A 21214-nucleotide genomic window follows, 5' to 3' on the forward strand; every position below is an offset into this window, starting at 1 on the left:
AAATTCAGAGGACACTGCACGTGAAAGTTCCATAAGGTATCTTATGCGATTTCGCTATGTAAGGGGGCACATTCTATTTCCAAGTGCGACATGCCAATAATTTCAATGGCTTCACTTTGGAGACTTTGGCATGTCCCGATGCTACACGCAGATCACCCTCGCCGATCGCCGACGCCTGCATCACCTGGTGGCGGCAAAGGTTCCGGTCAACGAGATGGCGCGGCAGCTTGGCCGTCATCGCTCGACCATTTACCGCGAGATCAAACGCAACACGTTTCGGGATCGTGAACTGCCGGACTACGACGGCTACTACAGCACCGTTGCGCACGACATCTCCAGGGGCCGTCGGCGCCGGCTGAGGAAACTGCGGCGCTATCTGGCTTTGCGCACCGAGATCATCAACCAGTTGAAAGCTCGCTGGTCCCCGGAACAGATTGCCGGACGTCTGCAGTCGGACGGCCTCAGTCGTGTCCGCGTGTGCAAGGAGACAATCTACCGCTTCATCTACAGCAGGGAAGATTACGAGCTTGGTCTCCATCAGTATCTGCCTGAGGCGCGCCTCAAACGCCGTCCAATGCGTTCCAGGAAGCCGCGCGACGGTGCGTTTCCCGCCGCCCACCGGATATCCCAAAGGCCTGATTTCGTTGGAGATAGATCGCAGTTCGGGCATTGGGAGGGAGACTTGCTCATCTTCGAGCGCCCACTCGGCCATGCCAATGTCACCACGCTCTTGGAGCGCAAGAGCCGCTACACCGTTCTCATCAAGAATCCGAGCCGCCACTCACGCCCGATCATGGACAAGATCATCAGAACGTTTTCGCCTTTGCCGGCTTTTGCGCGTCAGAGCTTCACGTTTGATCGCGGTACGGAGTTTGCCGGGTTCAGGGCTTTGGAGGAAGGGATCGGCGCGCGTAGCTGGTTTTGCGACCCGAGTGCGCCGTGGCAGAAGGGCGCCGTGGAAAACGCAAACAAGCGCATCCGCCGCTTCATGCCCGGCACAACGGATCTGGCAGCTGTGTCACAACGCGACCTGATCCAACTCGCACGTTATCTGAACGACCAACCCCGCAAATGCCTCGGCTACAAGACCCCAGCCGAGATGTTCCTGGCGCATTTGCAGGATGAGGCGTGATCCCCTACCCTGCAAAACGGACATGATGCACTTGGGTTAGCTTCTCCATTATTCATCCGTTGGCTCATCCGATGAGGCCGTCCGGGCTCTGCCAATACGGCTCTTCCAGCTTCCACGCCGTTCGGCGGCCTGGAGTGCCAACAGATCCAGATATCGCTCGCGCACCTCCTTGAACTCGATCTGACCTTGGACCCACTCGTCCAGCAAAGCGACGAAGGCCGGATCCTGATCGATCGGTGCGCCGCGGGCTGCTGCGCGATCGATGGCGCGCTCTGCGATTGCTTTTCGGGTCTCGGGATCAGTGGCCATATGGACCTCGAACATGTTTGAGCGTGGGCCGAGACATGTACCAGCCACCGAAGCGGGCCGCGACTTGAAATTCGGCCTCGTCAACAATATCTGAGGATCACTTCCCGATGAAACGATGTCCTGCTCGCGGCAGTTGCCGCGGCGTTCGACATTGTGCCGGGATAAAGAGAAAGGCGCTCCCCGCTCGGGTTGAGCGCCTTTTTTATATCGATGAAGACGGCAAGACGGATGCGGTAGCTTGACCGTAGCAGCAACGCGGATGAGATCGACGTCAGAAAAACACAGCGGGAACATATGCCATTCTATCTTGTAACGCAGACATTGCTGGTCGAAGCCGAAAACGAACAGGAAGCCGGCGAGAGGGCAACTGCACGGATCCGCTCCGGAGAGAAGATCACCGTTTCCGTCAAAGCCGACGAAGCAACCATAACGCATATCACTGTCGCCGCGACGGTTGATTCAGGGCCTGCGGTCTTGCCTGTGACTACGGAAGTCAGTGATCAGTCACTGGCCGTTGAGCCCGAAATTCTCATTGCCAGTCCAGCTGACAGGAAACATATCTTGAAGCGTATGGTAGCCGATGCACTGTCGCTGGTGAGGCCGAGAATCTAGAAGGCATCATTCGATGGCCCCACTCTGTTCTGATTTGTTTTTATGGGAGGTGTTGCGTCCAATCTCAGGATTGTCGTGGGCCTCGCGCTGCGACAGGTTCAGCATCGGATCGATCCGGTAGGGTGCCGCATCGATAATCTCTATCTCCAGGGCCGGGATGCTGGACTGAAGTGGACTATTTGCTGCCTCTCGTGCGCCGGATGATGGGCGTCGATTGTACAGGGATCGATACCAAGGCTTCGCACTTGTCGCAGACCGCAGCCAGGATCCCTCTGACCATACCGGTTCCGTCATCGAATGGCACATCGCGATAGGCTAAGGTCGTGGAAACGAGCGTGCCACAGTGCGGGCAGATCGCCTTGCTCGTGTCGCCGGGTTGATAAAGCTTCATGGGTTGCCTCATTCATGCACGTCGACTCTGACGCCGGTCGGACCTCGCCTTATGGATAGATGATCAACTGCTCCAGAGACAGGAAAGTGGGACGGCAGCCAGCTTATCGCCAAATGGCAGGATCTTATCGCCGTCATGGAGGACCAAGCCTGCCTTGAAAGCGTTTCCGGATGCAGCGGCGACCTTTCGCAGGCCTTTGAAATCGTGGGAGGTCACGGTCGCAGCGGCCTTTACCTCAAGGCCGATCAAGTCTCCGGCTTCGTCCTCCAGGATGATATCGACCTCGTCCTGGTCCTTGTCGCGATAATGATGGACGGTCGGGCGAACCTCGCTCCAAGTCGCGAGCCTGAGGATCTCATTGGCGACGAACGTCTCCAGGAGTGCTCCGACCACGGATCTGTCTTTCGCTATGCGATCTGCCGTCAATCCCGTCAGCGCCGCGAGAAGCCCGCTATCCAGGAAGACCAGCTTTGGAGTCTTTATAAGGCGCTTCAGCGGATTGCGAAACCAGGGTTCTATGCGGTGGACGAGAAACAGGTTTTCGAAAATGCCGATATAGCGACGCGCCGTCTTGTCATCGAGACCGATCTGGCCCGCGAGCTGCGCGAAATTCAACAATTGTCCGGAATGATGTGCCAGTGCGCGAAGGAGCTGAGGCATTTGGTCGAGGCGCTCGACATCGGCAATTTCGGTTACGTCGCGCTCCACGATTGCGCGAATATACTCCCTGGCCCAAGCAGAGCGGCGACGAGGATCGGCGCGCGCGACCATTTCCGGATACCCCCCGGTCAGGGCGCACTCTATCAGATCCGGCCCCGTCACGAGGTTTCGCGGCGCTGTGAGGTCTCCGGCGTACGCCCTGTCGAGAAAATTGCCTGTCTCCTGCCGGATTTCTGCCTGTGCTAGGGGCAAAAGCGTGACAACTTCCATCCTGCCGGCAAGGCTTTCCGAGACTGTGGGGAGTGCGAGGATATTGGCGGATCCCGTCAGAAGAAAGCGACCGGGACGTCGGTCATTGTCGACCGCGCTCTTGATTGCGCGCAGCAGTTCGGGAGCGCGCTGCACCTCGTCGAGGATTGCGGTATCGATCTGCCGGACGAACCCGACGGGGTCGGCTTTTGCGGATGCAAGCGTCGTCTCGTCGTCCAGGGTGAAATAGGGCCGATCGCCGCTTAAGAGCGAGCGCACCAGCGTAGTCTTGCCGCATTGTCGCGGCCCATTCACCAGAACCACCGGCGTGTCGCTGGTCGCCACGGCCACACGTGCGGCAGCACCTCTGGGATAGAGCTCGTTTCCTTTGTTTGCGCCGGTCATCAACTAAAGTCCCATGAAACGATCGCAATGATCCGTCCGATTCGGAGAATATGATCGTCTAATTCGGATTTCAAGTGCGTCCAATCCGGAATGTAACGCCGTCCAATTCGGATGCACACGATGCCATGCCAAGCAATGTTCCCATCTGTGGCGAGAAGCATAAAGGAGGAAAAGAAGAAGAGAGGAGTAGATCCCTCTCGCAGATCGCCCGGCCCGCCGCCGCTTCGCTCAACCGCCCCCTACACAACCCTGCCCGTCGGTCTCGCAGGGCTGAACGCCCCGCTCACCCTGCCAGGCAGGGTCGCTCGGGCGCCGTTGCGCCGGCCCGTTCGCTCCGCGGTCCGGGAAATGTCTTCGGAAAGAACTGAAGGCAGGAAGGGGTGGCGACCGCCGCTCTAGAAACCCACAAGGAGCAAACCACATGCAGATCCTCAAAATCGATCCTCGTACGCTGAAGGGCAATCCCGACGATGCCCGCCGGTCCAAGTCCTCGCCGCAGGCCGACGCTCTGCTTCTGGCCACGGTGAAGGCCGTCGGCATCATCCAGCCACCGATCGTTTCGCCCGAGACCGATGGCGGTAATGGCCTCATCATCCAGGCCGGCCACCGCCGCGTGGCCCAGGCGATCGCAGCCGGTCACGAGGAGATCGAGGTCATCGTCTGCGAGGCCGCCAACGACAACGGTGCCATGCGCTCGATGGTGGAGAATATCGCCCGCGAGCCGCTCAACCCGATCGACCAGTGGCGTGGCATCGAACGACTCGTGGCCCTTGGCTGGACCGAGGAGGCAATCAGCGTGGCGCTGGCGCTTCCCGTCCGCCAGATCCGCAAGCTGAGGCTACTGGCCAATGTCCTGGGCTCGATGCTCGATCATATGGCGCTCGGCGATATGCCGAACGAGCAGCATCTGCGCACGATCGCCGCGGCGTCGCTCGATGAGCAGAGGCAAGTCTGGAAGGCGAACAAGCCAAAGAAAGCCGAGCGGGCCGACTGGTATAATATCGCTCGCGCCCTCTCCAAGACCCGCATGTTCGCCAAGGATGCAAGCTTCGGCGATGATCTCGCAAACGCCTACGGTATCGAGTGGGTCGAGGATCTCTTCGCACCGGCCGATCAGGACAGCCGCTACACGACCAATGTCGAAGCGTTTCTTGGTGCACAGCAGGAATGGATGACAACAAATCTTCCGAAGAAAGGCGCGATCGTCGAGGTCAACAACTGGGCCCAGCCCGAGCTGCCGAAGAAGGCCGAGCGTATTTACGGTAAGCCGTCGAAGTCCGATCATGTCGGCATGTATCTCGACCGCGACGGCAAGGTTCAGTCGGTCGCGTATCGCATGCCCGAAGAGAAGAAGACCAAGGGCGCAGCGGTCAGCGGTGGGGGCGACAACAGCGCGGTGATTGACGCTCCGAAGGTCCGGCCTGACGTCACGCAGAAGGGGCAGGACATGATCGGCGACTTCCGCACCGATGCCCTGCATGAGGCGCTCGGTCGCGCCCCGATCGAAGACGACACGCTGATGGCGCTGCTCGTCATCGCGTTTGCGGGCCTGAATGTCCGCGTCGATTCCGGCGCGAGCGATACCGTGATCGGAGCGGGTCGGCTCCGCCGGCATGCCGCCCGTCTGCTCTCGGATGACGGCGAACTTAGCACGGACATGGAGACGGTGCGGGTCGTGGCGCGCTCAGTCCTCATTGATGTCCTGTCGTGCCGCCGTGGCATGTCGAACAGTGGCATGATCGCGCGCATCGCTGGCGACGCGATCGGTGCCGACAAATTCCTTCCGAACATGGGATCGGAGGATTTCCTCTTGTGCCTGTCGCGCCAGGCGCTTGAGGCATCCTGCACCGAAGCATCGGTTCAGCCGCGGTCCAAGGTCTGCGAAACCCGCGCAGCGCTGGTCGAGCATTTCGCAACTCAGCACTTCGTCCATCCCGCCGGCCGCTTCGCGCCGCCGGCCGACGAGCTGCTCGACTGGATCCGGGCAGGCGCGGCCACCGACGTCATCGGCGCGGGCTTCCAGGATGACGGCATTGGCGATGCCGGCGCCTCGGCTGAAGAGTATGAGGGGCAGCTCGAGGAGGGGGCGGATCAGGATGATCCGCACGACGCCGACGTCGAAGCCGACGATGGCCGCGACGAGTTTTTCGATCAGAGGGCGGCAGCATGACCGCCGCCCTCTAGTCGAACATGGCAGCAACCACCCCCAATCTTTCGGGGGTGGAGTTTGCCAAAAGCCCGGACGGCCTGCCCGTCGCCCGCATCGATGATCTGGTCCTCGGCATGGTCACCTCGCCGAATGGCTTTGCCTATCTCGCGAGTGCGGTCTTTGTCCGCCGGCCGCTTGTAGAACTGACCCGTGCCGATTTCATCGGACACAACGGCTGGGTGGCCGACGAGGACGAGTTTCGAACGCGCGTTGCCGAGACGGCTGGTCACAAACGCGATCTGGCGAAACTGAACCGCGTGCGGACGCGCATGTCGGCGAACACGCCTTGCTGCGCGCGCCGGACGCCAGGCGATCACGTTGAAAGTCCGGAGCCGGGCGCGACGTCGGTCCGGTCCCCGTCTCTACCATCAGGAGCTTGCCGATCGCCTGGCCTTCGAACGGTGGGGCGAACTCGACACGCTCGCATCAAGGCTTGCGGTGCAAGAGCAGATCATCGACGCGCTTGAGCATTGCGGTGACACGCCTCTATCGCCCTCGCGTGGTAGGTGGACCTGAGGCGGGGTGGACTGCGGGGAGGCTTCTGATCACCGTGCAGTCACGACATCTCCCAGGGTGGCGGGCTTGGCCATGTCGTCCCTCGTCGCCGTGCATCTGACATCGGACCCGTGCCGGACTGCCCTTCTTCTCGTTGCGGTCTGAACCGGCGGCCGGTCGTTTCAAGGCCGCTGTCGCGCCGCAGAGCGGCCGACCCAACCTCACTGCGCGAGGCCAGGCTCGCGGTCTGCTCAGGTTAAAACCTGCTGGCTCGCAAACCTGCCCTGCTGGCTTAGTCGGGTCGGACCTGTGAAGCCGCCCGTCCTTTGCCGGTTCTGGTCGTCCGCATCGAAGGGCAGACCGGCACGGGCCGGAACCGCTTCGGCAGCCACGGAAGGAACAGACATGGCCAAGCCCGCCACCCCCAATCGCTCCAACGCCAGATCAATGCAATCGCGCCGCGGCACCACACTCGAAATGGTCCGCCTCTCCTGCCCCGACGCCGTCCAGGCGCTCAAAATCGCCGAAAGCTTCGGCACCGCGGTCGTTGATAGCGATGGCATCCGCAGCCTGCATGAGCGGCTGATCGTCGAGACCGCCGACAGCCTCTCTGAAGGGCTCGGCGAGAAGGCGATGCAGATCCATCTGCAAAGGATCGTCGGAGCCTTCGTCGGATCGGCACATGGCGCCGGACAGTTCTACTCTCGCGCCGTCAGCGAGGCGCGCGACGCAACGGCCAAGGCATCGAACGATGCCCGCGACGAGGATCTCGACGGTCCGGTCGGCTACGATAGCGCCGCCCAGCGTAAGCGGGAATTCGCGGCCGATATGAGTGTCCAGTCCCACGCGCTGCGCATGGCAGCCGAGGGCGCGGTGACGGCCTACGAGCAGGTGGTCGGAGAGACCTGGAAGCCCTTCGATCGGCCGGTCGAGAACCCAGGCGCATCGCTCGACCGCAAGGCAGCCGAAGCTCAGATGGCCGCCTTCGGCTGATCGGGTCCGCGGGGCGACAGCCCCGCAACCCATCTCTAAACGCAAAGGCCGTCACCCACTGGTGTCGGCCTTTTGTCGTCTCAGCGAAGAGGGAGTGAAAGAAGGGTAGCGCCGCTTGCGGCCCGTCCGTTCAGCGGCCCTGCCGGAGCCGGGCTGTCGATGCAACGGCTATGCCGTCCTCCACGCTGTTGCGGCCGTTCCGGTGCATCACCATCCGATCGGCCCCGGCTTTTGGCCTCCGTGACGGACCGCGAGTGGCGCGGTCCTGGAAACGGAGAAGAGATATGGGAAAGAAAGCGGAAGCAGATCGCACGGACATCTACACGCGGATTACGGATCGTATTGTCGAGGATCTCGAACGAGGGGTGCGCCCCTGGCTCAAGCCATGGAGCGCCGCCAATACAAACGGCCGTATCACACGGCCATTGCGCCATAATGGCCTGCCCTACTCCGGCATGAACGTTCTGCTCCTCTGGTCGGAGCAGCTGTCGCGTGGCTTTGCCTCGCCATCTTGGATGACATTTAAACAGGCGCTCGAGCTGGGCGCGGCTGTGCGCAAGGGCGAAACCGGCTCGACGGTCGTCTTCGCAACGCGCTTCACCAAGGCGGAAGCGGACGAGAATGGCGGCGAGATCGATCGAGAGATTCCGTTCCTGAAAGCGTACTCTGTCTTCAATGTCGAGCAAATCGACGGATTGCCGGAGAGCTACCACGCACCGGTGGCCGAGGTGATCGATCCGGTGGCACGGATCGAGAATGCCGATCGCTTCTTCAAGAATACCGGCGCCGTGATCCGGCACGGCGGCAATCAGGCCTATTACTCGCCTGTCACCGACCACATCCAGATGCCACCCTTCGAGGCGTTCCGTGATGCTGCCGGATACGCGGCCGTCCTTGCGCATGAGTCCACCCATTGGACCGCTTCCAACGATCGCGTCGGGCGCGATCTCTCCCGCTATGCGAAGGATCGGACGGACCGCGCCCGCGAAGAGCTTATCGCCGAACTCGGCAGTTGCTTCCTTTGCGCCGATCTCGGCATCGCGCCGGAGCTGGAGCCGCGGCCGGACCATGCGTCCTACCTGCAGTCGTGGCTATCAGTGCTCGCGAATGACAAACGAGCCATCTTCCAGGCGGCGGCACATGCGCAGCGCGCGGTGGCGTTCCTGAATTCCCTGCAGCCGCAGGCGGATGAACTCAAGCAGGCGGCCTGAGCAGGCGCCGGCAGTTTGATCAGGTACGGTCGTCACCACCGTTGGCGGCCCGCCGATCCTTATCTTCCTGGTCCTTGAGACCTTGCGAGATGTCCGCACCCAGCCTTCCCCAGATCGACGGCTTTGCAACATCGGGCCTGGGCTTGCGGGATGGCTTTCGTTCAACGACGAACGGTTTAGTCGGTTGGCGCATGCGGTTTCTGTTGTCCTCCTGACGACGAATCGTACACGACGATACCGCACAGAGTATCGGTGGCAATGGCCCTAGCCGGGTACATCGACAGGGACATTCCGAACCAAACATGTCTGACCACGGTTCAGGTTGGGGCCGGTGAGAACCGGGTTCCATGGTGACATGGTGCCATGATGGCCGACGCCAGCCATTGCCGTGTTCCTTCAATCTCTTCCTGGGGCTCCATCTGCGGGCTCGATTGGGCATGTCTGACCGGAAAACCGGCTTCGCCTCGATCGTCCTCCCGCAACGGCAGGTCTCGGATTTCTTACCCCGTGCGGCGAGCCGCCCTCCTCTCCCTCCAAGAAATCCGACCCCAGCCGCCTTCCACTGCGTTTCAGCCCTTTGGGTGCGGTCCGATCGCTTCCGGTCTTGTCGACAGCCATCGAGGCCGCATTGGAGCGGCTCGAAACAGCGAAAGGAACGCAAAAATGGCTACGATCGGCACCTTCACCTCGGAAAAGAACGGCTTCACCGGCTCGATCCGCACTCTCGCCCTCAACGTCAAGGCTCGCATCACCCGCGTCGAGAACCCTTCGGAAAAAGGCCCGCAGTTCCGCGTCTATGCGGGAACGGTCGAGCTCGGCGCCGCCTGGCAGAAGACTTCTGAGCAAGGCCGCGACTACCTCTCGGTCAAGCTCGACGATCCGAGCTTCCCGGCCCCGATCTACGCGACACTCGCCGAAGTCGAAGGCGAAGATGGCCTTCAGCTCATCTGGTCCCGGCCGAATCGGGACTGATCTGGATCACGAGGCTCCGCCGCCGGCGGGGCCTCAACCTTTCTTCAGAAAGCGGCGAGCCGCTATCGCGCGTCGTATCTGGCGAGCATCTTTCGCAATTGCGCATTCTGCTCCGAGAGCTTCTTCGCCAACTGTCTCCGCAATGCTGCGACCTCAGCATCGAGATCGGCCATCTCGTCCAGGACCGATTTGGGGCCTGTGGGCGTAACTGGTGCTTCACCGACGGGCTCGGTTGTCGGCTTATCTTGCTTGGCGAGTGGCCCGGTAGCCGCTGGGCGATCCGGCGCGGGCTCCGCCGATTCCTCGCTCACCATTTGAGCCGGGGCTGCCCCGGGTTCCGCAGCTGCGGTGACGTCGCTGTCTTCAGGGGCGTCTGCGGCCGCCGCAGGTTCAGCGATGTCGACCCGCTCGGTCGGCTCATCGCCGACCGACGTCACCGATGAGATATCGGCGGCTTTAGCGCCTTCTGGACTTAGCTGCACGGCAGTCTGAGCCGTCTCCGTAGCATCTTGCTCGACCGGCTGGGGGTTAGCCTCCCGAGATTGGTCCTCAGCGGGCGGATGGTATTCGAGTGCGATGGCCTCAGGCGCGACCGCCTCGCGCTCGTTAAGTGTTTCCGTCTTTGGCTTACGCGACACCAGGTCAGCCACAAATCTCCATGGTGTTCTCATCGCACTCACCTTCGGCATGGCGACAGTGTCCTGCCGCATTCAATCAGATTGGCCGGGCCTCGAGGGCCCGGCGATGTCATGAGATCGATCGACGTGTCGATCAGAGCGGCACTCAAGCCTTGCCGAGGCGCTTGCGCAGATCGGCATTCTCAGCGCGAAGTTTCTCGGAGAGCTCCTTGCGCAACTGCTTGTTTTCTTCCTCAAGTTTGATGAGATCAGCGATATCGTCGATAACTTCGACCGAAGCAGCAGGGGCGGCAACCTTTGCGCGCGGCGTGCGGGTGACAGCCTTCTTCGGTTCAGCTACAACCTTCTCAGCCTTGACCGGAGCAGTTTTGGACCCGCGTTTTGCGCGCGCCTTCTTTGCTGGCTTTTCGGCAGATGCGGCAGCAATGTCAGCCCGTGCGTTCTCAGCAGCAGTCTTCGCAGCACGTGGCTTGCGGGTCTTCTTTTCGACCGGGGCAGCGGCCGGCGTTTCGGTCGTGGCAGTGGTTTCGGTCATCGTCTCGTCGGCCATCAGTGTTCTCCTCTGTCAGGCGCAAAAAACATGTGTTTCGCGCTTACGTGAAGTCAATCCGCAAGGATAGCCATTTCGCCGGCAAAAGACCGTCAAACAGGCGCCATCGTCGATTTCCCGTCCGAAACTGATGCGGGCCGACCTATCGCGGGCTCGATGGGGCATGTCTGATCGGGAGACCGGCTGCGCTTCGATTGTCCTCCCGCAACGGCAATGTTCAGATTTCCGACCCCGAAGCCCTGCGGCCTTCTCCTCTCCCACTAACAAATCTGTATCTTGCCGCCCTCCATTTCATTCCGTCCTGATCAGGTGCGGGCCAACGTCCCCGATCTATGCGACTGCCATCGAGGCCGCGATAGGCGCGGCTCGACCATCAGAAAAGGAAATCGAAAAATGGCGACCATTGGCACCTTCACCTCTACCGAAAATGGCTTCACCGGCTCGATCCGCACTCTCGCCCTCAACGTCAAAGCCCGCATCGCCCGGGTCGAAAACCCCTCAGACAAGGGACCGCAGTTCCGCGTCTACGCTGGCAGCGTCGAACTCGGCGCGGCCTGGCAGAAGACCTCCGAGCAGGGTCGCGACTACCTCTCGGTCAAGCTCGATGATCCGAGCTTCCCGGCCCCGATCTACGCGACGCTCGCAGAAGTCGAAGGCGAAGACGGCCTTCATCTCATCTGGTCCCGCCCGAACCGAGACTGATCGGGATCACGAGGCTCCGCCACCGGCGGGGCCTTCTCTTCTATCTAAGAACCAAAGCCGGACCGGGCATCGAGCCCGCTCCGGATTTTCTGGTGCCATATGGAGAGGTGGGTAGCTGCTCAGAATGCACGATGGTGCCAATCGGCAATACCGGCGTCAAGGATGAGCGGTACCCCCAATCTGCTCCTGCTGCCCTTTCGGCCACCCTCCGCATATCGGCTCCCCCACTCCCCAGCTCTGCCGGTCGCTTGCGCGATCCTTGACCCCGGCATCCCCTCTGGGACCCGCCGGTCATCTTTCACAAGCGTCAGGAGACGAAGATGACCTACGAACTCGAAATCCAGATCGAAGAGCTGCGGGCCGAGCTGCGTAACGCGGTCGACGGTGTAGAGCACCTTCAGATTCAGGCCGAGCTTGCAGCCGCGGAGCGGCAACATGCGGCCGAAAAGTCGGAATTCGAGGCTGTGCAGAATGCAGAGCCGCCCTATTGAGGGTGGCATCTCGGCCTACAGTCTAGCGTCGCTCGAACACCGACGATATATTTCCCATTGCATAACGTTCACTCATGAAGTTAGGGCTCCGGAATGACGACAAATGACGAGCGATTTATCTCATTCGCGGAATTTAAGCGTGGCTTATCTGAAGCGCGTCAACCTTGGACCGCAGAGAGGATGGCGTACCAAAGATTCACCATGCTCTACTTGGTGCCAACATTCTTTTTGATCGCAACGGTTACCATCGTCGTTGGTGGCATCGCGAAGTGGCCTGTCCTCGACAGCTTCGGCAAAATAATTGCTGCCGCGACGCTGACCTATCTGATGGGCATCATGGCTTTTGTCCTTGCTCGCGTTGATCGCGGACACGGATTTGGTGTCCTGATCGGTCGGATCATATGGCCTTTGCCAATTTTCTCTGACGTGAAAAAGAAGCTCAGGGAGCAGGCAGAATTCCGGATGAACGCCGACCCGAGAGAACTCTATGACCATGAACGTGCCCGCTACGAGCGTTTCGCAAAAAAGATGGGCGCAAGACGACGTTGAGTTTTCAGTGGGAATTCGCCAGCTGCACGGCGATATGGCGCGGCCTGACATGAAGGCTAAATTGACTCCAGCTCCTCTGCCGCACTCATGGCAAGGCTGGCCGGAGACCGGCGCCGCCACGACCGGGGCCATACTGCCACGATCGGCTAACAGACGGTGTCAGTGGACACGTGGGTCGGCCTTGGACTTAACCTAGGTTTGACAAATTATCTGCGCAACATCGGTTGCAGGGCAAAGGTCACGGGGCGGGGAAGTTCGATATCTGGAAGGCAAGACTGCCTCGCGGCGGATCCGCGTTTCCTCGGAGAGTACCCTCGGCGTCGCTTACGGCACGCGATGTCGAGAAACAGTGAAACTGCCTCTCTTTCGCTTTCAAAATAGTGGATCAGCTCTTGCCCTTGCGTTCCGATCCGCCCCCAGCGGCGCCGCAAGCAGATTTCTCCGAACAACGTTCGCTCAATGGCGAGGGCATAAAACCGCGACATGTCCTTTTGCCGATCGGTGCGCTCGATATAAATCCGGTAGGGTTGCGTGATCATGGCCAAGATTCGCCCGTTGTGACTCTTTAGTCCAACGAGAGTTTTGAATCAGTCGGCTGATATCGATTCATTTGCGTGATGCTTTTACGCGGTTTATCTCGGCGATGCGGCCAGCATTCCGGATTCCAACATGTCTTGCGTCACCGGTTCGGTCTCAGTTGTGTCGATCTTGCTTCTCCGGATCGGTGCGGGTCGCGCGGGGACCGATTGCGACAACCAACGCACTCGCGATCGCCATAAATGCAAAGAGCAAAAACATCGCGGGCCCCCCAAGCGATGCAAGTGTAAGGCTGCCGATGACTGGACCCAGGAAGCTTCCTCCATTGCTGATGGCATGCACTCCAAAATAGCCGCCCTTGTCGGCATCTGATGCCAGACTGTCCACCAGCACATACTCTGCACAAACGACCAACACCTCGGCAATCGACAGCAGAAACATTGACGTTATCAAAGCCGGCGAGGCAGTCGAACTGGCAAAGCCTATCTGGCTCGCGCACAGCATGACGCAGCCGGTCAGCAATGCGGTTAGACCGCCTGCGCGCGCTATCATCCGGCTCAGGATGGGATTTGCCAGAAGCACGACGATGCCATTAATTGAGACGAGGATTGCATAAGTTTGTTGGCCGTTTGTTGTCGTCGATACGAGGTAAGGACCCAATGTCGCCGACCAGTGGCTGAAGACCGACAGAGCGAGCATCCCGCCGCAGATGAGGCAGAACAGGCGCCTGTCCCGCAAAGGTTTCCGGAGGGCGGCGACTGTTTGATGGAACCCGGCAAGGGTCTTGGGCGTCTGATCAAGCGTCGGCATCACGACGGGGGCGAGGAAAAGAAGCAGTGCTGCGAGGATTGTGCCTGCGATGAAAAAGCCAGTGGGCGTCGCGGGTCCTGCCACGACGCTGACGATGGGACCGATCGCCCATCCCAGGTTGGATGCGGTGTAACGCCAGGAAAAGTGGGTGAACCGTTCCCGTTCGCTCGATGCATCGCTGATGATTGCCTTCGATATCGGATTAAACAATGCGACCGAAATCGCCGCGGTCGTATAGGCGAGACCGTACGCCAGGGCTTCGCCCGCAAAGCCCATGACCGTGATGCTCAATGACAGCATCCCCAGAACAAGCGCTAGAACCGCTTTGCGTCCGATCATGTCGGACCACGCACCGGCGAAGGGAGAAACCATTGCGCCAACAAGTGGGCCTATGCCGAGAAGCAGGCCGATCCCGACCAATCCCATACTAAAATCTCGATGCAGGATGATCGCGACAAAAGTCAGGCTCATTGCCCGCGCCACGGACACGAAGAACGAGCCAGAGACGATGAAGAGGACTGCCTGCGGAATGCTCAGCAAATCGTCCAAGGATCTGCGTAAATTCCTCAATTTGGAGAACCTCTGCTGGCTGTTAGGCTCGTCGGATTGCTCCGGAATTTTCCGGGAGTGCAAAGCCCAAGGCATTGAGGGAAAGGAGAATTCGCATGGTAGGAGACACACGGTTGATGAGGTCCCTGGCAAGGTTGCAGCCGGTCGTCCATTCCTCCGAATTCGAGCCTGCGCTGGGCGCTGTCACCGCGATCTACGGACTCAAACACGCAACCTGTCTTATTGTGCGAACAGGTTTCGGGTCGACAATGTATCCCTTTTTCTGCACGACATATCCTCGGTGCTGGACGGACCTTTACCTCGCACGGTCCTATTTCGCTATCGACCCGGTGGTCGATATCATCCGGTGGGCACGTCTGGCGGTGGACTGGTCTCGTCTCCAGAGGACTGGACCGGCTGTCGATCGATTTTTTGAGGAGGCGCGCGCCAACGATGTCGGCGCCAGTGGCTTGACGGTGCCGGTCAGGGGCCCGAACGGCGAGCGCTCGCTGTTTTCCGTCACGTCTGATCTTCTGCCGGATCCCTGGGCAGAAATCAGTGAAGGACTGGGCCATGACCTTCAGGTTCTTTCCCACTACATGCATGAAAAAATCCTGGCCGTCGCCGACATCGAAGCTGGCGCCACGGTGCGGCGTCTTTCGGCGCGTGAAAAACAGTGTCTCGAAGCGCTTGCATCAGGCCGGCTGCAAAAACAGATTGCGGCTACGCTTGGCTTATCGGAAAGTGCCGTCAGGCTTTATCTACGGTCTGCCAGACGCAAACTCGGCGCAACAACGAGTTATCATGCCGTTGCCAAGGCAATCCTGTTCGAACTGATTTCGATCTAAGTGACTCGCCTTCCACGCCGCCCGTCCTCTATCCACGCTGGCGTCTACTCCCGTCAATCTGGCGAAATCGGCAGGTTGTTGCCGTCGCAAAGCCCATCCACACTCTGTGCTTGCTGACCGACCGGCACTGACAGTTCGGCACGGGATCGTCGGCTTCCACCTGCGATCAGAGAGTCTGGATGGAGATACGTCATGATCGATGCCGAGCTTATAAAGCGGTGGCGCAGCGCCCCTCGCCTCAATGACTTTGCTGCCTTCTTCGAACGGACTGCCGCCGGCCAAGGTGGTGCTCCAGACCTTGGCGAGCCGCATATCGATCTCGGCCTGCTCGACTTCGATCTCGAGGCCACCGTCTTTGCCGATACGCACAAGCGGCTCTGGGGTCCCTTCGATCGTCATTATTTTGCGAGCATACCCTATCGCTTGGAAGAGGAATGCCGATTGGGGTCGGCTCTCCTTCAAAAGGCGCTTCGGACATGGGCCCAGACCGCCCGGCCGGCCAGCATCTATACGCTCGGCACGGGAACCGGCTGCCTTGCTCGAACGCTCGCACTGCTTGGGGCCGGTCGGATTGAAGCACTGTGCTGCAGCCCGACAGCCGCCAATCAAGAAGCATTCCTCGCGAACCGCGCCAGCGATCACGCGCATTTTTATCATGGCCCGTTCTTCGAACTCGATGAGGGTCGATACGTCATCGACCCGGCGCTTCAACGTTTTCGCGGTGGGTTCGATATCCTGTTCGAGGACACCACCTTCCAGATGTATGATCATGACCGTGTCAGACAGATCGAATTCATCTATCCTCGGATCAAGCCGGGCGGTCTATTGATCCAGGTTCAGAAACTGGCCCATCCCGACGCTGGCGAATACCAGGCACGCGAGAGACAGAAGGACGAATTGTTCAAGTCGCGATATTTTTCGCCGACCCTGATTTCCGAAAAGAAGGAAGAAGTACTGGGCACCATGACCAATATGCAGGTGGACAAGGCCAGCACAGTCGATGCCCTCAATTCCTTCTTCCGCTATTCCGTCGCGACATGGAACAGTGGCAATTTCTACACCATCGTGTCGTCTAATTCCGGCATCGCGATTGTCGAATTCCTGGCTCTCCTTCTGCAACCGGCGATCCCGCCGGCATTCTGTCGAGAGACTTTGCCCGCGGTCTGGATCGATACGGACACCGACCCGATCAGGTCGATCTTGGCGTGGCGCCGGCCGAATTCCATGCCTGGTATCGTGGCCGATCGGTTGCTGGCATCATGATGCCGATGGCAACATGATCGAGACGCGGGCAAAGTACGCAACGCCTGGACAGGTTCGTGCGGCGCTGACATCGCTGATGCCCCCGCTTGCTGACTTTTGGTCGCGATCGCTTCGGGACTATGCTGCCTTTGCGTATCAGCCGGTCCCGTTTCGTCCAGCGAGTGCTGCACGATCATTTGCGAAGGACCGGCTGCGAGATGCCGTCACCCGCGCCGCTTTGCGCGCCGGACATGGCCATCAGGAAGCCCGATCTGCCGGTCGCGAATTGTATGAGTCACCTGTGGTGCAGACAGGCCCCCATTGTCTGATGCTCTATGAGCCAGATGCCTTCTACACCCATCTTTTCAGCCTGATGGGCCTGCAGGCGTATGGTCGGAACTGGCATATCGCTTATGCCGGCTCGACGATGTCGTTCAACGAGGCGGCAAAGAAAGGACCTGGTTGGCTGCGGGTCGGTGGCGAGCCCCTCAACGTCTTCGGATTGCCGCGCAGCCGCATGGACGGTAGCAGCATCTGCTGCAGCAACGGCCCCTTGCGGTTCTCCTTGACCAATGCCGCCGGCCAGATTGCGCCAAACGCTGCTGCCGCTCGCCTCGTGGGGCAACTGCCTTCGTCCTCATTTCAAACCGCCGCCGAGGCTATCAAAACCGCGAACGGCAAGTTGTGGAATGGCGGCATGTCGTCGATCGCGAAGCTGCTGCTGCTCGATGATTTCGACCTGGCCGACCTGATTGCAGATCATCTTGACCATTCCGGATCCTGGTTGACGACCGCGGTATTCTCGGGCGGTGGCGCCGCGAGTATTGTGCAGACAATCGATGGTCTCACCTCTGGACCTTGGCGCGGGTGGATACGGCGGTCCACCGATTTCTTCTGGTTGGTGGGCCGAGACCGCATCCAGCCGTTGCGGCTGGAAGGTGGTTTTCTTCGAAGCCCGAATTCGACGAGTTTGGCCATAGAGTTCACGCCATCGAGCATTTCCGAGGCGCTGAGGAAGCATATGCTTCTACCGAACCTGTTCATGTCGTTTCTCGTCCTGTCGATTTTGCCGGGTATCCGCGCGCTTGGAGGCTGCCGCCAAACTGTTTACCTGCCGCTGATGCGCTACCTCGTCGCCATTGCTATCGCGCGATCGGGTGATCAGTCCCTGCTGGACGATTTGTGGAACGATGACCGGCCTTCTCTCTGGGGACATCGAGTCTTGCGGCCGACCAAAGGGGATCCTTTCCTCGAAATGGAGCGGGCGGGCGCAGTCGAACACCTGCTTGCGCTATATGCTGATATGCCGCTGATTGAAGCGAGTGGCGACCTGGTCGCATTTACCGGCGATCCGATCTGGGAGGGCACGTATCGCTCGTTATTTTCCGGTCTCACGGGACCGGCGTGTTCGCAATGGGCATGGTCGGGTTTTGCGCGATGAAAGAAAGGGGACAATGAGAGGCTGCAGTCAGTTTTCGGAAGATTGCGAAAGGCCAATCCCCCAGACCTGTCTGAGCGGAACGTTTTGGCCGGGGGAAGTCGGTCCCGCGTCCCGCTTTGCGGCCGCTATGCTGACGCTCCTGCGGCGTCCCTCTTTCCGTCAAAAACGTGACGAGAATTCCCGGTTTCCCGGTGCTGCCGGTCGGCGCCCGGCGCGATGCTGAAACCTCCGATGTTCTTCATTGTCTTGCTCGAATCCGGCCTGGCGCCGGTTGATCCGAGCGTGGGCGTCGAACCTTTCCTTTATCGTGCAGCTTTCATATTGGGCCAAAGTTGAAGAGCTCGGAGCCGGCTCCTGGTGACCCGCATACCCTTGCTGAAGCCAAGGCCAACTCCATCTGCGACATGGAGCGCCCAATCGTTCTAGCGGCGACTTAATCTCCTTCTTCGGCGAATAATTCTACGAAACTACGCCAAATCGATCATGAATTATTCCAATTTCCCTCTCGCTTAAATTGGACACCGCTACCCCGATTAAATAACCTTTTGACACAAGAAACTCAACTCTTCCGGCTTGTATCGACTTTTCGTATCCATAATGAATTCCGAAATATACTTCCAATCGTGTTTCCGTAATGGAGACATAGATGTTTGAGCTTATGTCAATTTTGGAAATACGTCCTTTATTCGGAAATTCTATTCCTTCATCAAAGCGCAATATCGGTAGGCCATAAGCTTTTTCTTCACCGCGATTTAACGCGCTCGAAAGATGGCCGCCTGAAAGGAACGTGAAGCCGGATATGACAAGTTCATCCTGGGGCACTTGAAAATCAAAGAGGTGGGTATTGAAATCACCGATCCTGATATGACGCGCGCCGGCTACTGGGGATGGGCGTGATCTAAACGAAACTGGCACTTGATCGTCAAATATGACTACGCACTGCTCGTCGCTAATTTCTTTGATTCTTTCGACTTTAAGCATCCATTGAGTCCTTAGTACGAAGCAGCGTGTATCAAAGCAGGAAGCTGGCCGGCTTGGCGTGCGGGCGAGAACAATAACTCCCAGCCTCCTGCATTTACCAAGCCGCCATACGGGACGCCGCCCTGTGTAGCTGAACCAACAGCAGCCCGTAGCTTTGTCAGTTCACTCTGCGTCCCGATGTTCACCAGATCGGTGGATACGCCACGGCCTAAATTTCCGAGCGCATATTCCGCCATATGCTCCGTCGCGTTCGGCGCAACCCAGATATCCGCTCCGCTGGTAGCCAAGGTGAACGAACGTGGTATAGCTGTGCCCTCATAAACACCCTGTGTAGCCGTAACCGCATCCCAGACGGTTCCCGTACCTTCTGCGGCAACGGCAGCCGATCTTCCCAGCAGCCCGGCTGCGAATTCTGCTCCTGAACCGAGGAGAGCTCCTCCTGCACCCGATAGGGCAACTTCTCCCCAATCTGTGCAGCTTACGTTTCCACCATTCTTATACATTTGGTAAGCAAAGTCGCCTCCCGCACCAAGCGCACCTCCAATTAATGCGCCAGCGAGACCGAATTGGCCGGTAGAATCTGCCTCGTTGATGGTGTTCCCATTGACATAGGCACAGAGATTGCCGCTCTGATCCGCTGCTTCCCCGGCAGGATCTCTGGAAAGCCACCGCCCCGCGACAGGATCATAGGCTCTGAACTGCGTCAGATAGAGACCACCGTCGCTGTTATAGATTATGCCCGCATAGCCATAATCGGTGGCCGGCGCCGTCGATTGCAATGCATTTCCGTATGGATCAAAATCATGGTCGGCGCCGAGGTGGTGCCGGCAAACGCACGACGAACAGAACCGATCTGATCACGGCCATAGTAGTATGGCCGGATGGACGTGCCGGGTCGCTCCACAGGTGGTAGAGCGCAGCGCGTTCCTGAAGCTCGTTGAAATTAATGCCCACCCTTTGCATTTGATGGTGGCAAAAAGGCTGCGAAGGGTATCCGGTCCCGCTCACCGGATCGGTGATCGCGCCGCTTCGCGGCTAGGAACGTGCACCTTAAGCGAAACGTAGCGGTCAGCCTCCTGCCCTATCAGGCTTCGTCTTTTGGAGACGAATGCTTGAATCTCACCCCGACACCACCCCCATTTTCAGGGATGAATTGAATGCCAGCATTCTCAAACGCTTCCCGCAATTTGGCAACGGTATTTTGGCGAAGGTCTTCCCCGCGCTCAAACCGCTTCACTGTCTGAGTTGATACTTTAGCAACCTCTGCCAAGCGATCCGAATTCCACCCTAGAGCGGTACGCGCCATGCGACACTGGATCGGATTAATATCACCCGAAATAGGGTGATTTTGGTTGCGCATCGTTTAATCGTCCTGTATGTAACAAACGTTCAGGTATCGGTCGTGCCGGCGTTCGCAGCGCCGACACGACCTGACCACAATCAAGCTGTCTGGAGCTCGGATCATGGCTGATTCTGAGAATAGCAGAACTGTGCCTGCAATCACCTGCAGAAACAGTCTTAATTCAACAGAATGGTTCCTAACGGCACAGATTGCCGATCAGTCGCGGTTCCCTCGTGGTGCCGGAAATGATGCGCTTGCGCTATGGCGGGCGTGGCTGTTGGCATTTGAGCGCGTTGACCGGCTGAATGCCGCCCAGCAGCGTCTGGAGGCCGAACTGCTTGCTGCGTCCTCGCTAAATGTCTGCCCGGAAGACGTTGGGCTGCTCTCACGTGTGAGCGTCATGGCTATGGCCGATCAGCATGTCTGCGCTTATTCGCGCGCCGAACAAGCGGCCAATGATGGGGCTGATATCGAAGACCGGACGGCAGCCGATCTTTGCGAGGCGGATGTGACGTCGATTGTTGCCGTCGTCGCGAAGCTCCACTGTGTCCTGCAGCGGGGACAGCCAGGTGTGGATTTCGACGAGTCTCCCTGGCCCGAGCTGCGCCGGATACTGCGTGATCTTTTGAACATTTGTGGGCGGATAGGAGATTTTCGGCACGGCGACGCGGTGCTGCCAATCGACTCCGGTTGATGCCTGATTGCCAGCGCGTTGTTCGCGTCTCTTAGGAGCCGCGTAGCCGGTGTGTTGCGTGTGCGTTGAGGCTTTGAACGCGATGTTTCGAAGTGCGTTTCTAGCCGGATTTGGGGAATTTGGAGGCCGAGGGAACTCGATATTTATTCTGATTTTTGACCTGCGGAGGCGGATGAACCTGCCGCGTGGGAACGGATACCTA

26 protein-coding genes are annotated in these 21214 nt (G+C 59.2%); 13 read left to right on the forward strand and 13 right to left on the reverse strand.

What is annotated here, in order from left to right; all coding sequences use genetic code 11:
• The first annotated feature begins 130 nt into the window (after window positions 1-130).
• Window positions 131-1132: an IS30 family transposase gene (locus NCHU2750_RS29915; RefSeq protein ID WP_119945241.1), complete on the forward strand. Its 1002-nt coding sequence runs from the start codon at window positions 131-133 to the stop codon at window positions 1130-1132.
• 48 nt (window positions 1133-1180) lie between these two features.
• On the opposite strand, the gene NCHU2750_RS30780 is transcribed toward NCHU2750_RS29915, so the two are convergent.
• From NCHU2750_RS30780 to NCHU2750_RS29935, 3 genes are all read right to left on the reverse strand, one after another.
• Window positions 1181-1876, reverse strand: coding sequence for a hypothetical protein (locus NCHU2750_RS30780; protein ID WP_162939846.1), 696 nt, complete (start codon window positions 1874-1876; stop codon window positions 1181-1183).
• A 352-nt stretch (window positions 1877-2228) separates the two neighbouring features.
• Window positions 2229-2444, reverse strand: a complete 216-nt coding sequence (locus tag NCHU2750_RS29930; protein ID WP_119945244.1) for a hypothetical protein — start codon at window positions 2442-2444, stop codon at window positions 2229-2231.
• 63 nt (window positions 2445-2507) lie between these two features.
• Window positions 2508-3758, reverse strand: a complete 1251-nt coding sequence (locus NCHU2750_RS29935) for an ATP-binding protein (protein WP_119945245.1) — start codon at window positions 3756-3758, stop codon at window positions 2508-2510.
• Between the two features lie 421 nt (window positions 3759-4179).
• Between NCHU2750_RS29935 and NCHU2750_RS29945 the strand changes: the two genes are divergently transcribed.
• Complete coding sequence (locus NCHU2750_RS29945) at window positions 4180-5928, forward strand: ParB N-terminal domain-containing protein (protein ID WP_119945247.1); 1749 nt, start codon at window positions 4180-4182, stop codon at window positions 5926-5928.
• Here the strand turns inward: NCHU2750_RS29945 and NCHU2750_RS30785 are convergent.
• Window positions 5910-6284: a hypothetical protein gene (locus tag NCHU2750_RS30785; RefSeq protein WP_162939865.1), complete on the reverse strand. Its 375-nt coding sequence runs from the start codon at window positions 6282-6284 to the stop codon at window positions 5910-5912. The genes NCHU2750_RS29945 and NCHU2750_RS30785 overlap by 19 nt on opposite strands.
• A gap of 1 nt (window position 6285) precedes the next feature.
• On the opposite strand from NCHU2750_RS30785, the gene NCHU2750_RS29955 reads away from it, so the two are divergent.
• Window positions 6286-6483, forward strand: a complete 198-nt coding sequence (locus NCHU2750_RS29955) for a hypothetical protein (protein ID WP_205583936.1) — start codon at window positions 6286-6288, stop codon at window positions 6481-6483.
• A gap of 230 nt (window positions 6484-6713) precedes the next feature.
• Here the strand turns inward: NCHU2750_RS29955 and NCHU2750_RS30790 are convergent, their stop codons facing one another.
• Window positions 6714-6869 (reverse strand): hypothetical protein, encoded by a 156-nt coding sequence (locus NCHU2750_RS30790; protein WP_162939866.1) that lies wholly within the window; start codon window positions 6867-6869, stop codon window positions 6714-6716.
• Between NCHU2750_RS30790 and NCHU2750_RS29960 the strand changes: the two genes are divergently transcribed.
• Window positions 6868-7455 (forward strand): hypothetical protein, encoded by a 588-nt coding sequence (locus NCHU2750_RS29960; RefSeq protein WP_119945248.1) that lies wholly within the window; start codon window positions 6868-6870, stop codon window positions 7453-7455. The two genes, NCHU2750_RS30790 and NCHU2750_RS29960, sit on opposite strands and share 2 nt — an antisense overlap.
• A gap of 284 nt (window positions 7456-7739) precedes the next feature.
• Window positions 7740-8666: an ArdC family protein gene (locus tag NCHU2750_RS29965; protein ID WP_119945249.1), complete on the forward strand. Its 927-nt coding sequence runs from the start codon at window positions 7740-7742 to the stop codon at window positions 8664-8666.
• Window positions 8667-8685: 19 nt separating this feature from the next.
• Here the strand turns inward: NCHU2750_RS29965 and NCHU2750_RS30795 are convergent, their stop codons facing one another.
• Window positions 8686-8859, reverse strand: coding sequence for a hypothetical protein (locus tag NCHU2750_RS30795; protein WP_162939867.1), 174 nt, complete (start codon window positions 8857-8859; stop codon window positions 8686-8688).
• A 470-nt stretch (window positions 8860-9329) separates the two neighbouring features.
• On the opposite strand from NCHU2750_RS30795, the gene NCHU2750_RS29975 reads away from it, so the two are divergent.
• Window positions 9330-9638: a DUF736 domain-containing protein gene (locus NCHU2750_RS29975; RefSeq protein WP_119945251.1), complete on the forward strand. Its 309-nt coding sequence runs from the start codon at window positions 9330-9332 to the stop codon at window positions 9636-9638.
• Window positions 9639-9700: 62 nt separating this feature from the next.
• Here the strand turns inward: NCHU2750_RS29975 and NCHU2750_RS29980 are convergent, their stop codons facing one another.
• The gene (locus NCHU2750_RS29980) at window positions 9701-10327 is read right to left on the reverse strand and encodes a hypothetical protein (protein ID WP_162939847.1); all 627 of its coding nucleotides are present in this window, start codon (window positions 10325-10327) and stop codon (window positions 9701-9703) included.
• A gap of 94 nt (window positions 10328-10421) precedes the next feature.
• The gene (locus NCHU2750_RS29985; protein ID WP_119945253.1) at window positions 10422-10826 is read right to left on the reverse strand and encodes a transcriptional regulator; all 405 of its coding nucleotides are present in this window, start codon (window positions 10824-10826) and stop codon (window positions 10422-10424) included.
• Between the two features lie 393 nt (window positions 10827-11219).
• Here NCHU2750_RS29985 and NCHU2750_RS29990 point away from each other — a divergent pair, with 393 nt between their 5' ends.
• The 3 genes from NCHU2750_RS29990 (at window position 11220) to NCHU2750_RS29995 (ending at window position 12568) form a co-directional block, all read left to right on the forward strand.
• Window positions 11220-11528: a DUF736 domain-containing protein gene (locus NCHU2750_RS29990; RefSeq protein ID WP_119945254.1), complete on the forward strand. Its 309-nt coding sequence runs from the start codon at window positions 11220-11222 to the stop codon at window positions 11526-11528.
• Between the two features lie 320 nt (window positions 11529-11848).
• Entirely contained in the window at window positions 11849-12019 is a 171-nt protein-coding gene (locus NCHU2750_RS30800; protein WP_162939868.1) for a hypothetical protein, read from the forward strand.
• A gap of 93 nt (window positions 12020-12112) precedes the next feature.
• Entirely contained in the window at window positions 12113-12568 is a 456-nt protein-coding gene (locus tag NCHU2750_RS29995; RefSeq protein ID WP_119945255.1) for a hypothetical protein, read from the forward strand.
• A 206-nt stretch (window positions 12569-12774) separates the two neighbouring features.
• Here the strand turns inward: NCHU2750_RS29995 and NCHU2750_RS30000 are convergent, their stop codons facing one another.
• Both NCHU2750_RS30000 and NCHU2750_RS30005 read right to left on the reverse strand, forming a co-directional pair.
• Entirely contained in the window at window positions 12775-13107 is a 333-nt protein-coding gene (locus tag NCHU2750_RS30000) for a WGR domain-containing protein (RefSeq protein WP_119945256.1), read from the reverse strand.
• Between the two features lie 154 nt (window positions 13108-13261).
• Entirely contained in the window at window positions 13262-14464 is a 1203-nt protein-coding gene (locus NCHU2750_RS30005; protein WP_162939869.1) for an MFS transporter, read from the reverse strand.
• 137 nt (window positions 14465-14601) lie between these two features.
• Between NCHU2750_RS30005 and NCHU2750_RS30010 the strand changes: the two genes are divergently transcribed.
• The 3 genes from NCHU2750_RS30010 (at window position 14602) to NCHU2750_RS30020 (ending at window position 17995) form a co-directional block, all read left to right on the forward strand.
• Entirely contained in the window at window positions 14602-15312 is a 711-nt protein-coding gene (locus NCHU2750_RS30010) for a helix-turn-helix transcriptional regulator (RefSeq protein WP_245480565.1), read from the forward strand.
• Window positions 15313-15504: 192 nt separating this feature from the next.
• Entirely contained in the window at window positions 15505-16575 is a 1071-nt protein-coding gene (locus NCHU2750_RS30015) for a class I SAM-dependent methyltransferase (protein WP_119945259.1), read from the forward strand.
• A gap of 13 nt (window positions 16576-16588) precedes the next feature.
• A complete protein-coding gene (locus NCHU2750_RS30020; protein ID WP_205583937.1) occupies window positions 16589-17995 on the forward strand; it encodes a hypothetical protein in 1407 nt (468 codons plus the stop codon).
• Window positions 17996-18454: 459 nt separating this feature from the next.
• On the opposite strand, the gene NCHU2750_RS30805 is transcribed toward NCHU2750_RS30020, so the two are convergent.
• The 3 genes from NCHU2750_RS30805 to NCHU2750_RS30030 form a co-directional block, all read right to left on the reverse strand.
• Entirely contained in the window at window positions 18455-18976 is a 522-nt protein-coding gene (locus NCHU2750_RS30805) for a hypothetical protein (protein ID WP_162939870.1), read from the reverse strand.
• Between the two features lie 11 nt (window positions 18977-18987).
• Complete coding sequence (locus NCHU2750_RS30025; protein WP_119945260.1) at window positions 18988-19755, reverse strand: RHS repeat-associated core domain-containing protein; 768 nt, start codon at window positions 19753-19755, stop codon at window positions 18988-18990.
• A 305-nt stretch (window positions 19756-20060) separates the two neighbouring features.
• Entirely contained in the window at window positions 20061-20336 is a 276-nt protein-coding gene (locus NCHU2750_RS30030; protein WP_502703888.1) for a helix-turn-helix domain-containing protein, read from the reverse strand.
• 103 nt (window positions 20337-20439) lie between these two features.
• Here NCHU2750_RS30030 and NCHU2750_RS30035 point away from each other — a divergent pair, with 103 nt between their 5' ends.
• Window positions 20440-21012 (forward strand): hypothetical protein, encoded by a 573-nt coding sequence (locus tag NCHU2750_RS30035; protein ID WP_162939871.1) that lies wholly within the window; start codon window positions 20440-20442, stop codon window positions 21010-21012.
• Window positions 21013-21214: the final 202 nt, after the last annotated feature.

It is taken from the genome of Neorhizobium sp. NCHU2750 (assembly GCF_003597675.1).
GTDB lineage: Bacteria > Pseudomonadota > Alphaproteobacteria > Rhizobiales > Rhizobiaceae > Neorhizobium.

Excerpts from the sequence above, each read along its gene's own strand:
- NCHU2750_RS29960 (WP_119945248.1), top strand. The coding sequence starts at position 6,868 with ATGGCCAAGCCCGCCACCCCCAATCGCTCCAACGCCAGATCAATGCAA.
- NCHU2750_RS29975 (WP_119945251.1), top strand. The coding sequence starts at position 9,330 with ATGGCTACGATCGGCACCTTCACCTCGGAAAAGAACGGCTTCACCGGC.
- NCHU2750_RS30010 (WP_245480565.1), top strand. The coding sequence starts at position 14,602 with ATGAGGTCCCTGGCAAGGTTGCAGCCGGTCGTCCATTCCTCCGAATTC.
- NCHU2750_RS29915 (WP_119945241.1), top strand. The coding sequence starts at position 131 with ATGTCCCGATGCTACACGCAGATCACCCTCGCCGATCGCCGACGCCTG.
- NCHU2750_RS30020 (WP_205583937.1), top strand. The coding sequence starts at position 16,589 with ATGATCGAGACGCGGGCAAAGTACGCAACGCCTGGACAGGTTCGTGCG.
- NCHU2750_RS29995 (WP_119945255.1), top strand. The coding sequence starts at position 12,113 with ATGACGACAAATGACGAGCGATTTATCTCATTCGCGGAATTTAAGCGT.
- NCHU2750_RS30000 (WP_119945256.1), bottom strand. The coding sequence starts at position 13,107 with ATGATCACGCAACCCTACCGGATTTATATCGAGCGCACCGATCGGCAA.
- NCHU2750_RS29935 (WP_119945245.1), bottom strand. The coding sequence starts at position 3,758 with ATGACCGGCGCAAACAAAGGAAACGAGCTCTATCCCAGAGGTGCTGCC.
- NCHU2750_RS30035 (WP_162939871.1), top strand. The coding sequence starts at position 20,440 with ATGGCTGATTCTGAGAATAGCAGAACTGTGCCTGCAATCACCTGCAGA.
- NCHU2750_RS30030 (WP_502703888.1), bottom strand. The coding sequence starts at position 20,336 with ATGCGCAACCAAAATCACCCTATTTCGGGTGATATTAATCCGATCCAG.
- NCHU2750_RS30805 (WP_162939870.1), bottom strand. The coding sequence starts at position 18,976 with ATGCTTAAAGTCGAAAGAATCAAAGAAATTAGCGACGAGCAGTGCGTA.
- NCHU2750_RS29980 (WP_162939847.1), bottom strand. The coding sequence starts at position 10,327 with ATGCCGAAGGTGAGTGCGATGAGAACACCATGGAGATTTGTGGCTGAC.
- NCHU2750_RS30015 (WP_119945259.1), top strand. The coding sequence starts at position 15,505 with ATGATCGATGCCGAGCTTATAAAGCGGTGGCGCAGCGCCCCTCGCCTC.
- NCHU2750_RS29930 (WP_119945244.1), bottom strand. The coding sequence starts at position 2,444 with ATGAAGCTTTATCAACCCGGCGACACGAGCAAGGCGATCTGCCCGCAC.
- NCHU2750_RS29965 (WP_119945249.1), top strand. The coding sequence starts at position 7,740 with ATGGGAAAGAAAGCGGAAGCAGATCGCACGGACATCTACACGCGGATT.
- NCHU2750_RS29945 (WP_119945247.1), top strand. The coding sequence starts at position 4,180 with ATGCAGATCCTCAAAATCGATCCTCGTACGCTGAAGGGCAATCCCGAC.
- NCHU2750_RS30790 (WP_162939866.1), bottom strand. The coding sequence starts at position 6,869 with ATGTCTGTTCCTTCCGTGGCTGCCGAAGCGGTTCCGGCCCGTGCCGGT.
- NCHU2750_RS29990 (WP_119945254.1), top strand. The coding sequence starts at position 11,220 with ATGGCGACCATTGGCACCTTCACCTCTACCGAAAATGGCTTCACCGGC.
- NCHU2750_RS29985 (WP_119945253.1), bottom strand. The coding sequence starts at position 10,826 with ATGGCCGACGAGACGATGACCGAAACCACTGCCACGACCGAAACGCCG.
- NCHU2750_RS30795 (WP_162939867.1), bottom strand. The coding sequence starts at position 8,859 with ATGCGCCAACCGACTAAACCGTTCGTCGTTGAACGAAAGCCATCCCGC.
- NCHU2750_RS30780 (WP_162939846.1), bottom strand. The coding sequence starts at position 1,876 with ATGCGTTATGGTTGCTTCGTCGGCTTTGACGGAAACGGTGATCTTCTC.
- NCHU2750_RS30800 (WP_162939868.1), top strand. The coding sequence starts at position 11,849 with ATGACCTACGAACTCGAAATCCAGATCGAAGAGCTGCGGGCCGAGCTG.